The organism is Comamonas sp. UBA7528 (assembly GCF_002479375.1).
GTDB lineage: Bacteria > Pseudomonadota > Gammaproteobacteria > Burkholderiales > Burkholderiaceae_C > Comamonas.
In genome coordinates this window covers 66,413-79,831 of the sequence record NZ_DLMU01000001.1, presented here as the reverse complement: position 1 = coordinate 79,831, position 13,419 = coordinate 66,413, and the positions used below count along the sequence as shown (strand labels likewise).

18 protein-coding genes and 1 tRNA gene are annotated in these 13,419 nt (G+C 64.5%); 11 read left to right on the top strand and 8 right to left on the bottom strand.

The genetic code is table 11. From position 1 onward, the window contains the following. Window positions 1–5: 5 nt before the first annotated feature. The 5 genes from B3349_RS00405 to B3349_RS00385 are packed head-to-tail and all read left to right on the top strand — an operon-like array spanning window position 6 to window position 2,295. A complete protein-coding gene (locus tag B3349_RS00405; RefSeq protein WP_291585428.1) occupies window positions 6–788 on the top strand; it encodes an MbnB/TglH/ChrH family RiPP precursor modification enzyme in 783 nt (260 codons plus the stop codon). Beyond that, window positions 761–1,045 carry an HvfC/BufC family peptide modification chaperone gene (locus B3349_RS00400; protein WP_291585426.1) on the top strand — a complete coding sequence of 95 codons (285 nt, stop codon included), beginning with the start codon at window positions 761–763 and terminating at the stop codon, window positions 1,043–1,045. Before B3349_RS00405 ends, B3349_RS00400 begins: the two co-directional genes overlap by 28 nt. Continuing rightward, window positions 996–1,523: a DoxX family protein gene (locus B3349_RS00395; RefSeq protein WP_291585425.1), complete on the top strand. Its 528-nt coding sequence runs from the start codon at window positions 996–998 to the stop codon at window positions 1,521–1,523. The genes B3349_RS00400 and B3349_RS00395 overlap by 50 nt, the downstream gene beginning before the upstream one ends. After that, window positions 1,520–2,095, top strand: coding sequence for a sigma-70 family RNA polymerase sigma factor (locus B3349_RS00390; protein WP_291585423.1), 576 nt, complete (start codon window positions 1,520–1,522; stop codon window positions 2,093–2,095). Before B3349_RS00395 ends, B3349_RS00390 begins: the two co-directional genes overlap by 4 nt. After that, window positions 2,092–2,295, top strand: a complete 204-nt coding sequence (locus tag B3349_RS00385) for a hypothetical protein (RefSeq protein ID WP_291585422.1) — start codon at window positions 2,092–2,094, stop codon at window positions 2,293–2,295. Before B3349_RS00390 ends, B3349_RS00385 begins: the two co-directional genes overlap by 4 nt. Before the next feature lie 273 nt (window positions 2,296–2,568). Here the strand turns inward: B3349_RS00385 and arsH are convergent, their stop codons facing one another. The 5 genes from arsH to B3349_RS00360 all read right to left on the bottom strand — a co-directional run bounded on the left by arsH (window position 2,569) and on the right by B3349_RS00360 (window position 6,627). Next, a complete protein-coding gene (gene arsH, locus B3349_RS00380; protein ID WP_291585901.1) occupies window positions 2,569–3,300 on the bottom strand; it encodes an arsenical resistance protein ArsH in 732 nt (243 codons plus the stop codon). Between the two features lie 129 nt (window positions 3,301–3,429). Continuing rightward, window positions 3,430–4,518: an ACR3 family arsenite efflux transporter gene (arsB, locus tag B3349_RS00375; protein ID WP_414646833.1), complete on the bottom strand. Its 1,089-nt coding sequence runs from the start codon at window positions 4,516–4,518 to the stop codon at window positions 3,430–3,432. 13 nt (window positions 4,519–4,531) lie between these two features. After that, on the bottom strand, window positions 4,532–5,020 hold the full coding sequence (locus tag B3349_RS00370; protein WP_291585417.1) for an arsenate reductase ArsC: 489 nt from the start codon (window positions 5,018–5,020) through the stop codon (window positions 4,532–4,534). 4 nt (window positions 5,021–5,024) lie between these two features. Beyond that, window positions 5,025–5,384, bottom strand: coding sequence for an ArsR/SmtB family transcription factor (locus B3349_RS00365; protein WP_291585416.1), 360 nt, complete (start codon window positions 5,382–5,384; stop codon window positions 5,025–5,027). Window positions 5,385–5,724: 340 nt separating this feature from the next. Beyond that, window positions 5,725–6,627, bottom strand: a complete 903-nt coding sequence (locus B3349_RS00360; protein ID WP_291585414.1) for an EamA family transporter — start codon at window positions 6,625–6,627, stop codon at window positions 5,725–5,727. Window positions 6,628–6,679: 52 nt separating this feature from the next. Between B3349_RS00360 and B3349_RS00355 the strand changes: the two genes are divergently transcribed. The 3 genes from B3349_RS00355 (at window position 6,680) to B3349_RS00345 (ending at window position 8,368) form a co-directional block, all read left to right on the top strand. Next, window positions 6,680–7,249, top strand: a complete 570-nt coding sequence (locus B3349_RS00355) for a helix-turn-helix domain-containing protein (RefSeq protein ID WP_291585412.1) — start codon at window positions 6,680–6,682, stop codon at window positions 7,247–7,249. A gap of 33 nt (window positions 7,250–7,282) precedes the next feature. After that, a complete protein-coding gene (locus tag B3349_RS00350; protein ID WP_291585410.1) occupies window positions 7,283–7,750 on the top strand; it encodes a GNAT family N-acetyltransferase in 468 nt (155 codons plus the stop codon). 342 nt (window positions 7,751–8,092) lie between these two features. After that, window positions 8,093–8,368 (top strand): hypothetical protein, encoded by a 276-nt coding sequence (locus B3349_RS00345; protein ID WP_291585408.1) that lies wholly within the window; start codon window positions 8,093–8,095, stop codon window positions 8,366–8,368. Between the two features lie 118 nt (window positions 8,369–8,486). Here B3349_RS00345 and B3349_RS00340 read toward each other — a convergent pair. Further along, window positions 8,487–8,563: transfer RNA gene (locus B3349_RS00340), tRNA-Arg, on the bottom strand. Window positions 8,564–9,643: 1,080 nt separating this feature from the next. On the opposite strand from B3349_RS00340, the gene B3349_RS00335 reads away from it, so the two are divergent. Continuing rightward, the gene (locus B3349_RS00335; protein ID WP_291585406.1) at window positions 9,644–9,865 is read left to right on the top strand and encodes a hypothetical protein; all 222 of its coding nucleotides are present in this window, start codon (window positions 9,644–9,646) and stop codon (window positions 9,863–9,865) included. Window positions 9,866–10,106: 241 nt separating this feature from the next. Here the strand turns inward: B3349_RS00335 and B3349_RS00330 are convergent, their stop codons facing one another. After that, window positions 10,107–10,619, bottom strand: a complete 513-nt coding sequence (locus B3349_RS00330) for an MgtC/SapB family protein (RefSeq protein WP_291585404.1) — start codon at window positions 10,617–10,619, stop codon at window positions 10,107–10,109. A gap of 3 nt (window positions 10,620–10,622) precedes the next feature. On the opposite strand from B3349_RS00330, the gene B3349_RS00325 reads away from it, so the two are divergent. Together B3349_RS00325 and B3349_RS00320 are read left to right on the top strand one after the other, a co-directional pair. Continuing rightward, window positions 10,623–11,243 carry a hypothetical protein gene (locus B3349_RS00325; RefSeq protein WP_291585402.1) on the top strand — a complete coding sequence of 207 codons (621 nt, stop codon included), beginning with the start codon at window positions 10,623–10,625 and terminating at the stop codon, window positions 11,241–11,243. A gap of 16 nt (window positions 11,244–11,259) precedes the next feature. Further along, window positions 11,260–11,772 (top strand): ClbS/DfsB family four-helix bundle protein, encoded by a 513-nt coding sequence (locus B3349_RS00320; RefSeq protein WP_291585401.1) that lies wholly within the window; start codon window positions 11,260–11,262, stop codon window positions 11,770–11,772. A gap of 108 nt (window positions 11,773–11,880) precedes the next feature. Here the strand turns inward: B3349_RS00320 and B3349_RS00315 are convergent, their stop codons facing one another. After that, window positions 11,881–13,419 (bottom strand): GAF domain-containing protein, encoded by a 1,539-nt coding sequence (locus B3349_RS00315; protein WP_083520252.1) that lies wholly within the window; start codon window positions 13,417–13,419, stop codon window positions 11,881–11,883.

Sequence of the window (13,419 nt, the reverse complement as noted above, 5' to 3'; positions counted from 1 at the left end):
TGGCCATGGCCGGACTGGGATACCGCCGCGAAATGGCGGACTGGGACATGTCGCTGGTTCGGGCGGACTTCTTCGAGGTCGCGCCCGAGAACTGGATGCGGCGTGATCGCAGTCCCTTGCACAGGCTGCGCGCGTCCGGCCGGCCTGTGCACCTGCATGGCGTGTCGCTGAACCTGGGCGGTGGCAGCCCCATAGATCGTACGTTCGTGCAGGGGGTGCGGTCCTTGATGGACGAACTGGGCACCACGCGGTACTCCGACCACTTGGCAGCCAGTGGAGACGCACACCAGCTGTACGACCTGTTCCCCATCCCTTTCACCCAGGCGCAGGTGCACCGGGTGGGTGACCGTATCCGGCGGGTACAGGACATCCTGGGGCTGCAGATCGCGATAGAGAACAGCACCTGGTACACCAATGTGGGAGATATCCCGGAGCCCGACTTCTTGGGCGCTGTGGCCGAATGGGCCGATTGCGCGGTGCTACTGGATCTGAACAACATCGTGGTCAATCACAAAAACCACGGCAGGCACACGCTGCAGGAGTTTGTGGCCAGCGTGGACCTGGCGCGTGTCAGCTACCTGCATGTGGCCGGGCACGAGTTCGATGCACGCTTTGGGCTGTTCATCGACACCCACAGCGAGACCGTGGAAGCCCCGACGATGGCGATGGCGCGCCAGCTCCAGCGCACGCATGGTCTGGAGGTGCTGCTGGAGTGGGATAACGATGTGCCCTCGCTGGACACCCTCAACCAGGAACTCTCATGTCTGACGCCTTCTATGACTACGTGAGAGGGCGCTGCGACACAGTGCCTGCAGGCTACACCCTGGCGGGCATGCGTACCTACCGCTATCTGGTCTATCTGGGCGCCAGCCAGATGGTGGAGGCGCATTTTCCCGCGCTGCGCGCCCAACTGGGAGAGCCGGCCTGGTGCTTGCTGATCCAAGGGTTCGTGCGGCAATCTGCTTGGACATCACCGTATTACGGAGATTTGCATCATGACTTCATGGCGTATCTGGTGCGAGAAAGCACAGACAGCCCTGCGTGACCTGGGCCTGCTGGGGCTGCGGCTGTGGGCCGCGCAGGAATTTGTATTGGCCGGCTGGACCAAATGGAGCGCAGGGGCCTCGGTGCCGGAGTGGTTCCAAGGCCTGGATTTCCCTTTTCCCCTTCACCTGCTGGGCCCCCAGCTGAACTGGCTTGCCGCAGGGAGCGGGGAGGTGGTCCTGGGTGTTTTGCTGCTGCTGGGCTGGAAGAGCCGACTTGCGGCATTGGGCCTGCTCTACATCACCTATGTGGCGGTGTATGCCGTGCACTTCGACCTGGGCTGGGCAGGTTGGCGGGCCATTGAAACCGATGCAGGCCAAGGCTTCAAGGTCCCTCTTATGCTGGCACTGATGCTGTTTGCCGTGCTGACCCAGGGGCCAGGGCGGTATGCGCTGGATGCCGCGCAAGCAGGAAAGCCGGAAAAGCCCGATCAGGGCGGCTCCAGGCAGGCGTCTTCTACCGAGCCACATAGCTTATGAATCAGGTGATAGATGACCGGGCGCAATGGATCTGCCGGTGGCGCGGGCCGATGCTGCGCTTTGCCTGCCTGCATGTGAGTCCGCGCGAGGAGGCCGAGGATGCTGTGCAGGACGCTTTGCTGGCATTGCTGGAGATGGATATCGACAAGCTGCAGAGCACCGACCCCAAGCGCTACGTGTTTGGCATCCTGAAGAACAAGGTCATGGACCGGCTGCGCAAACGCTACAGCGGCGAGGTCAGCTATTGCGAAGCATTTTCCGACGACCTGGATGCCTACCTGTTCAATGAGCGCAGCCATTGGCTGGATGGCGTCGCTCCCGCAGGGTGGCATCGGCCCGATGAGCAGATGCAGACCGATCAGTTTTTTGCCGTGGTGGATCTGTGCGTGCACCATCTGCCAACCAAGCCTGCCCAGGTGTTCAGCATGAAGGAGTTTCTGGAATGCGAAGCCGATGAAATCTGCACCACCCTGGGCCTGAGCAAAACCGATTACTGGCAATGCATGAGCCGGGCCCGCAAACAGATCCAGCTGTGCTTGAACCAGAAATGGTTTGGAGGTGCCTGTCTATGATGACCTGCAAGCAATACATCTTTCACCTCACATCGGGCCAAGCACAGGAAGCCGGTGCCGTGGACCGCTTCTGGGCGGCCCAGCACCGGCTGGTCTGCCACCGCTGCCGGGCTTACACCCGAAACGACCAGCAGCTTTCGGTGCTGCTGCAAAACTATCGTGACCAGGTTCTGTCCCCGAATGAGACCGCGAAAGACTGAGGCAGCGTGCTGAGGGACGGGCCCGTGGCCGTTTTCGCTTGGCCCGATACCCAGCCCAAGATCCCGAGTGGCGGCTGCCCGCCCGGCATGGGAAAGCAGTGTTTGGCCCTTTGTCCAGGGCAGGGCAGGGCAGGGCAGGGCAGGATAGGGCAGGATAGGGCCGGATGCCTGTTCGGGGGCGCACCGGGAGCTGGCACCGCTGCGGCAATCGATGGCAGAAGCTGCACAAGTGGCATGGGGCCCAGCCCTCTACAGCGGTTGCAGCGCAGGGGGCTACATGCTGGCCAGCGTCTGGGCGTGCTGGCGGGCCAGCGCTTCCTTGCGTTCGCTGTAGCGGTCCACCAGATAAGGCGCGACATCGCGTGTCAGCAAGGTGAACTTGACCAGTTCCTCCATCACGTCCACCACGCGGTCGTAGTAGGGCGATGGCTTCATGCGGCCTTCCTCGGTGAACTCGTCATAGGCCTTGGCGACCGAGCTCTGGTTGGGAATGGTCAGCAGGCGCATCCAGCGGCCCAGCACGCGCAGCTGGTTGACTGCGTTGAAAGACTGGGAGCCGCCGCTGACCTGCATCACCGCCAGGGCCTTGCCCTGCGTGGGGCGCACCGCCCCTTCGGACAGCGGAATCCAGTCGATCTGCGACTTCATGATGCCGGTCATCGCGCCGTGGCGCTCGGGCGATGTCCAGACCATGCCTTCGCTCCACCGCACCAGCTCGCGCAGGGCCTGCACCTTGGGGTGGTCGGCCGGCGCAGTGTCGGGCTGGGGCAGATCTGCGGGGTCGAAGATGCGCACCTCGGCACCCATGCCCTGCAGCAGACGCGCCGCTTCCAGGGTCAGCAGCTTGCTGTACGAGCGCTCGCGCAGCGAGCCATACAGCATCAGGATGCGCGGCGCGTGCGTGGACGGCTGCACCGCATGCAGCGCCTGCTGTGTGGGAATGCGGAAGCTGCCAGGGTCGAGCTGAGGACAGAGGACGGCGGCAGAGGATGCGGGGTCGGGCATAGTGTCAGAGGTGGTGTCGGGAATGGTGATGGTCGACATGTGATGGTGCTCAAGGATCAGGCGACAGCCAGGGGGCATGGTTGGGCGGGTGCCGGTAGCCGGGCGAAAGACGCAAGCGCCGGTACACGCTCAGGTGGCCCCGCTTTCGTACCAGCTGCGACTGCGGTTCACCACCGCCACCACGGCCAGCATGGCGGGCACTTCAATCAGCACGCCGACCACGGTGGCCAGTGCGGCCCCCGAGTGCAGGCCGAACAGGGCAATCGCCGTGGCGACCGCCAGTTCAAAGAAGTTGCTGGCGCCAATCAGTGCCGAAGGCCCGGCCACGCAGTGCGCCACCCCCAGTCGCTTGTTCAAGCCATAAGACAGACCCGCTGTGAAGACCACCTGGATCAGAATGGGCACGGCCAGCAGCGCAATCACCACGGGCTGGGCCAGGATGGACCGTCCCTGAAAGGCAAACAGCAGCACCAGCGTCAGCAGCAGCGCAGCCATGGACAGCGGCCCCATGACCGCGGTGGCGCGCTGGAAAGCGGCGTCACCGTGCCGCAGCAGGTGGCGGCGCAGCGCCTGCGCCAGGGCCACCGGCACCAGGATGTAGAGCACCACCGAGGCCAGCAGCGTGTCCCACGGCACAGTGATGGACGACATGCCCAGCAGCAGCGCCACAATAGGCGCAAAGGCCACCAGCATGATGGCGTCGTTCAGCGCCACCTGCGACAGCGTGAAATACGGGTCGCCCTTGCACAGCTGGCTCCAGACAAAGACCATGGCCGTGCAGGGCGCGGCGGCCAGCAGAATGAGGCCGGCCACATAGCTGTCGATCTGCGCCGCATCCAGCCAGGGCGCAAACAGCTGACGCACAAACAGCCACGCCAGCAGCGCCATCGAAAACGGCTTGACGGCCCAGTTGATGAACAGCGTCACCCCGATGCCGCGGGCATGCGCCTTCACCTGCGCCAGCGCGGCAAAGTCAATCTTGACCAGCATGGGAATGACCATCACCCAGATCAGCGCCCCCACGGGCAGGTTGACCCGGGCCACCTCCATGCGGGCCACCGCAGCGGTCAGTCCCGGCAGCGTGTGGCCCAGCGCCACACCGGCGGCAATGCACAGCAGCACCCACAGGGTCAGATAGCGCTCGAACACACCCAGGGCAGGGCGGGCCGCTGCATGTTGGGCCGGGGTGGCTGTGGCGGAGGGCTCGGCAGCGGGCATTCGGGCGGTCATCTCAGTTCGCTCCGATGCGCGCCACCAGCGGCTGCAGTGCGGCGGGCTCCAGTTGGGCAAACGGCAGTTGCACCAGCTGCAGCATGCGGTAGGCCAGGGCCTGGCGTGTCAGCTCAAACCGCTCGGCCTGCTGCTCGGGCGGGGCGGCAGACGGGTCGGGGTAGCTCCAGTGCGCACGCACGGGGGCACCGGGCCAGATCGGGCAGGGCTGCGCCGCCGCGCTGTCGCACACGGTGATGACCACGTGCATCTGCGGCGCACCGGGTTGGGCAAACGCATCCATGTGCTTGCTGGACAGGGTGGATACATCGACCCCGGCCGCGCGCAGCGCGGCAACAGCCTGTGGATGCACCCGGCCGCTGGGCGCGGCGCCTGCGCTGTGGGCCTGGGCGTCTATGCCCAGTTGCAGGGCCCAGTGGTTGAACATGGCCTCGCCCAGCACGCTGCGGGCGGAATTGTGGGTGCACAGCACCAGGATGTGGGTGGTCATGGGATCAGCCGCAAGCGGAGGGGGTGGAGGTGGCGGAACCGTCGCCGGGGCAGCAGCTGCCCAGGGCCTGGCCGCAGTCGGCGCCGGCGCAGCAGTTCTCGGTCAGGTAGCCCAGCACGGCATCCATCTGCGCATAGGCCGCGCGGTAGATCAGGTTGCGGCTGCTGCGCTCCTGCGTCACCAGACCGGCGCGCACCAATTCCTTGAGGTGAAACGACAGGGCGGTGCCGGCCACGTCCAGCTGCTCGGCCAGCACGGAAGGCGTCAGCCCGCCTGCACCGGCCACCACCAGCGCACGGAACACGCGCAACCGGACCGGATGGGCCAGTGCGGCCAGGGATTGGATGACTTGGTCTTCATTCATAATTCAATAATAGTTGAATTATTGAAATGAAGCAAAGCCCAGAGCCAAAATAACCGGTGGTGGTGTGGGTGGGGTGTGGAGTCTCGTCTGGCCCGGAGCAGGGTCAGGTCGCCCCTTTGGGTACCGGGTGATGCCGCCTCACCCAGCATCGCGGGCACTTCCATCAGCACACCGGTCAAGGCGACCAGCACGGTGCCCAAGTGCAGGCCGAACAGGTCCACCGCCGTGGCGACCGCCAGTCCAAGGGCGTCGCTGGTGGCTTCAGTGCCAAAGCCCGGCCACGCAGTGCACCGTGTCTGGGTGTCTGGTGTCTGGGTACAGGCAGGGCAGCCGGACGTGCCTACCGTCGACCCAGCACGCTGGCGAAGGCCGCCGACAGGATGAGCGCCCCGCCGACCATCAGCCCTGCATGCACTGCGACGCCGCCCCACCATACGGCGGTGGCCGCAGCAAACACCACCTCACACGGCATGACCACGGCGGTCACTCTGGCCGTGAGCCGTGCCGCCCCGAACTGAAGACACAGGTTGGAGGCGAGAAAAGCCGCAGCGAGACCCGCCACCAGCACCAGCCCCGGGCCGGATGCCGACGGAAAGCCCACCCCCATCGTTGCCGCAGCCGTTCCGGAAGAAAAGGCGATGGCGGCAGTGCCCGCAATCATGGCCCCGCCAAGGAACATCGCCATGGCACGGCCTTCGCTGGGCAATGCAGCCCCGCGCCTGAGCATCACGGTGTTCAGCGCGAATGCAAATCCGGAAAGCGTCGCCAGAACATCCGCAAGCACCGGCTGGGCAGGGCTTCCCAGGCTGGCTTGCGCACTGGCACCGGGCTGCACCAGAACAAAGGCGGCGCCTATGACCGTCAGCATGGCACGCAGCACTGCTGGCGCCGTCATGCGCTCCTGCAGCAGCAGTCTGGCCAGGGGCAGTGACCACAGCGGCATGAGATAGAAAAGAAGTACGGCCCGCACCACATCACCTATCCCGACCGCCCAGTTGAATGCCGCGTTCGTGAAGCCCGAGGCGATCAATATCCACCACAGCGAAGGCGTTCGGGCCAGCAAGCGCACCGCGCCGGGGCGCCAGATACCGACCACGACGGCCACGACCAGGTAGATGACCGCAGTGGCCCACAGCGGGTGCACGCCCAAGTTCTGCAGCTGCTTCAGCGGCCACCAGGAGACACCCCAGACCAGAGCGTTCAAGAGCAGGGCAAGAACCGGAGCGACGGTTGAGTTGGACAACATGACAATCAGAGAATTCCACTAAAGTAGATTTTCTACTATAGTAGATAGCATGGCAACCTACACCTCCCCTGAGAACCTGATACCCCGCCGTGTCCGCGAAGAGCGCAATCGACGGGGGCTGACACTCGACCAGCTTGCCGGGATGGCGGACGTCAGCCGCGCGATGATTTCCAAGATCGAGCGGGGACAGAGCACCCCCACGGCGGTGCTGCTGTCCAAAATTGCCGATGCGATGGGACTGAGCCTTTCCGCGCTGATGAGTGAGCCACGCACCCCCACCACCGCCGTGCGCCGGATGCAGGAGCAGCCGCACTGGGTGGACCCGGAGACGGGCTACATCCGCCGGCTGGTATCGCCACCAGGGGATGACAGTGCCACGGAAGTCGTGGCGGTGGAGTTGCCCGCGCGCAAGACCGTGACCTTTGCGGCAACCGAAAGCCTGCATTCAGACGACCAGGTGTTGCTGCTTGCGGGCAGGTTGAACCTCCGCTGCGCAGAGGTGGTGTACGAACTGCAGCCCGGTGATTGCGCCAGGGTGTCCACCACCCAGGAGCAAACGTTTGAAAACCCGGCGGACGCAACAGCACGCTACCTGGTGGTCAAGAGCCACTACCGGTGATGGGTACCGCCACCCACAATGAGGAAAGAAGAGATGGAACCGAAGTTCAACTGGAATCGCCTGGAGTCGCTCTCCGCGCTGGAGATGTACAGCATCATCCAGGCACGTGAAGCCGTGTTCGTGGTGGAGCAGACCTGCGCGTACCAGGAAGCGGATGGCGCAGACATCCAGTCCTGGCATCTGTGCGTCCTGCTGGACGGCGAGCTTGCCGCCTATGCGCGTGTCGTCGATCCCGGCGTCAAGTACAGCGAGCCGTCCATTGGCCGCGTCATGACGGTCGCGAAATACCGCAAGCTGCAGCTTGGGCGGGCCTTGGTCGCAGAAGCCATTGCGTTTGCCGAGGGCCAGTTTCCTGGAGCAGGCATTCGCATCGGGGCGCAGGCCCATCTCCGGAAGTTCTATGGTTCGCTGGGATTCCAACCGGTGGGTGCGGTGTACGACGAGGACGGTATTCCCCACATCGAGATGCTCAGGCCGTCCGTTGCCACGGCACACAGCTGACTACGCCGCGTGCGGGCGACGGGCCCCTTTCTGCGATCTGATGCATCCCGACGCTGTGGTTCTGCCCATCGCCTCGGGTGCCGCAACACCGGCCGGAAGCTGTGCGTCGTTCCCAAGCACCGTCGACACACGCAGCCGCACCGCAATCGCACCGCAATCGCAACCTCCATCGCAGTGTTTCAGCGCCGGAGGAAGGAACTCCATCCAGCGTGTGCAAGAGGCCGGGCTTGCGCAGGACTGCGGTGGGAACCCATCACGGCCGCGTCGGAAGCAGGGCAGAACATCTGCCCGCCACAGGACGGTTTCGCTGGGGCACATGCGTCTGCGTTTAGACTCGTTGCCATGTCTGCCCTCTACAACCACATGGTCGCTGCGCTCCGGGAGCACTGGACAGCCCATAGCCAACAGTACCCCCAGCGCTTTGAGCTGACCGACGCCGCGCTGCGCGAACTCAACGACACCCGCAAGCTGGTCAACGACACCATGAACTACGTGCTGCGCCCCGGCTGGGAAGCCCTTTTCCTGGGCGTGCCGGTGCAAGGTGGCGGTGCGGTGAATGCGCTGGTGGCGGTCGATGGCAGCCTGCACCCCCTGGCAGAGCACGCGCCCGCCGCATAAAGCGGGAGCATGGCCAGTCGGCAGCAGCTGCCGCCAGGGGCTGCTGCATCCCGGATCCACGTGCAGGACCGGGGCATGAAAAAAGCCGCACCGGTGAACCGGTACGGCTTGGCAGCGGTGGTGCGGCGTACTGGAATCGAACCAGTGACCCACAGCTTAGAAGGCTGTTGCTCTATCCAACTGAGCTAACGCCACACGCTTATCCAGACTTGTTGTCTAGCTCTTATAAAGATAGCGGATTTGAAGCGGTTTCCGTAGCGCTACGGAAATTCATTTTCGCCGTCTTCATAACAGCCGCTCATTATGCCCACTATTTGGCCGCACCGGCCTTTGCCCCGCGTCGTACACCGTGGCGCTGGGTGGTTGCCACGGAGGGGTGACTCCGCTGTTTCGCAGCAGCAGGCTCCCCTCGGCCGTCCGCAACGCCGTCTGCGGCTTGGGCGCGCAGATCACAGAACCCAAAGACGTGAACGTCGGCGGCAAGCGGCTCGCTCCCTGCTTTCAGGGCCGCTGTTGCAGCAAGGCACGGGCCTCCTCACCATGTCGCCGTAGCGTGATCTGTGGCCGCAGGCCCTGGGCTGTGGGTCAACTGTGTGGGGCTGTGGAGCTTGTTGCCTTCTTTGCGCATTGCCGGGCGTGCCCGCAAGTCGTGCCAGCAGGCCTGCCAGCGCGCCGTTGATGAAAAACCGTAGCGGGGCGCTTGCCGTGCGCTGCTTGGCGGCAAGGTGGCAGTCCTGTATGCCGTGCTCGCAAAGGCCGCGCAGGTCACTCGACGGGTGTGGGGTGGACCGATGCGCCGCAGCTGCCGCGGCGCTGGAGGGCGGGGCTGGTGGCATTGGCGTGTGTTCAGTGAGACTGCATGGCTTGTATGAGTCTGGTCGTCTCTGCGTCTATGTCTGCCTGGCTTTTTGCGCGTTGCGCCTGGGATAGCTGGCGGGCCAGATCCGCATCGCTCATGCCGATTGCAGCGGCAATGCCTTCGCGAATCTTTGACGCATCAGACTGGCTCAAAGCCAGCCCCTGCTTGGTCACTGGACCCAGTGCGCGTATGAAGTCGGCCGAGTCGGTGTGGACGTTATGGGGCGTGTCTCCTGTCATGCAACGACGTTCCCACGCAGGCCGGTAAATCCCAGTACGGGTTTTCTTTCCAGCAGAAATCCCCGTACCGTGGGCGGGGCGGGTGGTCTGGGGGAAGAAGTCTCAGTGCGCGGACTGGCCCGCTCGTGGCAAGGAGGAGGGGAGCTGGGCCAGTTTGTGCGTGCAGTCGCCACACACATGGCAGGCATGGAAAAGGCGGGCGCTGGAGGCTGGTTTCTTTTTGCTGCATTGAATGCAGTCGATGGTGTGGGCAAGGTCTTGAAGCTGCATGGGTTGCTGGCCTTTTTTGGGACTGCGCATGGATCTCCTTTGGGCTTGCACCGCGGCATGGGCGCCTTGAATGCCGCGGTGGCCGGTTGGCTGTTGCTACGGTGGCGCGTTGTTGTGACGTGGCTGTGACGGGGTGGGATGCATGGGCGTTCGCAGTGCAGCAAAAACAAAGCCCGCGCGGCGTGGGCCGGGCAGGCTGGTGGGCAGGGAGACCATGGGTGATCAAACAGTCAGGTGCATCTGCGGTCGTGCTCCTGTGGTGCACACCGGTGGCTCCCAGAACGGGAAAAGCCCGCCATGGCGGGCTGTGTGCGGGCTGTGCGTACCGGTGGCCAGCCTGGCCGATGTGCGACCTACTCCTCCGTGGGGGCTAGTCGGATTTCGGTGTCTGTTGGGATTGGCCACCTTTTGTCAGCATGGGAATCACGCTCAGGATGAGGAGCGCAAAGATGGTGCTGATGACGGCTGTGGCTTCTTCACCCAGTCCTGCGCACACGCCGATGGCGGCGGTAAGCCATAGGCCGGCTGCAGTCGTCAGGCCCTTGACATGGGGCGCCGAATTCTCTCCATCAGATTTCAGGATCGCTCCGGCACCGAGGAAACCGACGCCGGTGATGACCCCTTGCACCACGCGTGCAGCATTCGCTGTATCCACCCCAGACTGCAGTGACACCAGCACCACCAAGGACGATCCCATTGCCACCAGCATGTGGGTGCGCAATCCAGCCGCTTTTCCGTTGGCCTCGCGTTGCCAGCCAAGGAGCCCCCCCAGGACGGCGGCTAAAAACAGGCGCACCACGATTCTTGTCGCTTGGGCAGCGTCTGGGACATCCGAAAACTCACTGGCAATGGTGGTCGAGATGGTGTGGAGTGTGTCATTCATCAAATGGATCCTTTGATCGGCGCACACCCGGCCTGGAAGCAGGGTGCAGGCAAGCATGCCAAACCATTTTGGTCGCGCTGTAGACAGGGAGAAGTAGGCAGAGGGCGCCAAAAAGCAAAAAGCCCGCGCGGTGTGGTCCGGACGGGTTGGTGGGGAGATGTACACGCAGATCTGGCGCCGCAGCGAGCAACCGCGCCGTGCCACGCAATTGCTCGTCGCGGCGACTGCATTTTTCGTGCTGGCCGACGTGCCTGTTACATTCTTGGCATGAGCAGAAAATCCATTGCCAGGCCCCCCAAGAGGGCCACGGGGCTGACTGGTTATCTTGCAGGCAACTACCCGCTGCGCACCGTGTTCTGGGGTTTTGGCCTGGTCGGTGGTGCCGCGTGCATGCTGGCCATGTATGCGTTGGCTACTACCCTGCCATTCATGAAAGCGACGGCCTGGCAGTTTGGCTTGCTGTATCTCTGCGGGTGGTGGCGTGCCACATGGCAGTCTGCGGGCCGGTATGGCGGAGCACCAGTCTGGCAAAGCGGGGCCCGGGCGGCCGTGGTCGCCACTGCCGTGCTGGCGGCTGGCGTGGTTCTGTACAGCGGCCTGACCCGTCCGGCCGTCATCGCCTGACGGCTGGAAGACGGTTGTGGGCGTTCCGCAGAACAAGCAGGAGCTGTTGGAGGCGATCCGGACCACGCATGAAAAGCTGTGGGAGGATCTGTGCACCATCCCCGATGCGCGCGCCCATGAAGCGACCATGGAAGGCCATGCCCAAGGCTCGTGGATGAGTCCGGCGGATCTGGTGGCCTACCTGGTCGGCTGGAGCCTGCTGGTGCTCAAGTGGTGTGACCGCAAGGCCCAAGGGGAGCCTGTCGATTTTCCGGAGACGGGCTACCTGTGGAACGAGCTGGGGCTGCTGGCGCAGAAGTTCTACGCCGACCATGCGCACCAAGACTACCGCGCACTGCTGCAGCAGTTGGCCCAGGTGCACGCGCGCATCGTGGCGCTGGTGGAAGCCTGCAGCGATGCACAGCTGTACGGCGCGCCCTGGTATGGCAAATACACACTGGGGCGCATGATCCAGTTCAACACATCATCCCCCAACGCCAATGCGCGGGTCCGCATCCGCAAGTGGAAGAAGCTGCACCAGCTGGCCTGAGGGTGTTCGCTGGCCCGCGCCAGATCGCGCCATCTTGTACAGCCCGCAGGCATTCGACGGGGAATGTTGGCTTGCAGCTTTTGCTGCGCCCCCTGGCAGGGCGCTGGCTCAGCAGCATGCTTCACGGTGCGAGTCGGTGTGCGGTGGTGCGGAGGCAGTCTCTTTCTGCAGCCGGTGGATGCCGGTGGCCACAATCGGCTCCAGTGCCGCCAGCAGCTCCCGGTGTGCAGGGGTCAAAGGCTGGGTGCTGGCCATTTCGATGACGGCAACCACCTGGCCGGCATGCCGTATCGGCACCAGCAGAAGAGACGCTGGTGTGCAGTGGCCAAGGCCGGAGCGGATGCGCAGGTACTGCGGACCCGGGGCCTCCACCAGCACGGGTTCGGCGGTGCTGGCGCAGCGGGCCATCAGCCCGGTGGTCATCGGAAAATCGGCCAGCGCCTGGGAGGGCGTGGCGGCCGTGCCGGCATAGTGCGCCAGGGCCTGCAGGCGCTGATCGCTTCCATCCACCACGGCAATCAGGCTCTGGCCCAGCGGCAGATGGCGTGCCAGTTCCCTGAGGGTGACCTGGCCGAAGGCTTCCAGCGAATCCACCAGTTGCAGTCCCCGCAGCAGATCGGAAACTGCCTGGCCGCGCGCGGCTTCGTCGTGCATCTGCTGCTGGCTCTCGCGCAGCGCCTGTACGGTCAGGCGGTGGCGGGCCACCTCGCGGTGAAGCCGTCGGGCCCAGAAGGCCATGGCCAGCAGCAGCCCCGCCAGTGCCGAACCTGCAGGAATCCCCCAGGTCACGAGCAGATCGCGCCACTGGTGGTCGGTGTCGAAGGAGGCTGAGTACATCTGGTACTCCATCAGCGACACACCGTACTTGTTGCGCCAGGAGATATCCAGGCCCGACCCGACGCGGCGGCTCTGGCTGAAGAAGGCGCTCAGTGTCTGCTCCAGATCCGGGGTATTCGGGGAAATGCCCCAGCCAACCTGTGTGAGTTCCCCCACCGGAAACAGCAGATCGAGGTTGTCCAGATCGTCACGGACCCATTTGAAGGCCGACTCGGCGGCGATCACGGTGAAGTCGGCACGGCGCTGTGCCACCGCCTGCATGGCCTGTGCGGTCGGTAGGGGGTGGATGGTGATGGGCGTATTTTTGTTGGTGGCGTTGTAGCTGCGCAGCCATCCCTCATACGCCGTGCCGGCCTGCACGGCCGCTGTGCGCCCGGCAAGGTCGTCCGGGCTGCGCAGGATGGTGCGCGCGTCTGGCCGCGCCACCACCACGTTGCGGGTCGAGAAATACGGCACCAGCACCATCTTCTGTTCGCGCCACGGGGTGATGTGCAGATCGTTGGGGTACAGGTCGCAGCGGCCCGAGGCCAGCGGCGCGGCTTCGTAACGCGCATCGCGCTGGACCACGCCTTGGGCGTTGACGAACTGCGCATCCCAGGAGGGCAGGTTTTCCACCCTGGCGGGCACCCCCAGGTAGCGGGCAAATTCCTGGGCGTTGGTGCGGTAGAAGTCCGCGCTGGATCCGGCCACGCACACGCGCAGCTCCCCCGTGTTGCGAATCTCTGCCAGCGTCCGGCCATGGGCGGACCCCGCTCCCGCCAGGGCCGCAGCGGCCATCACGGGCAGAAGAGTGCGTAGGAGCGTGTGCAT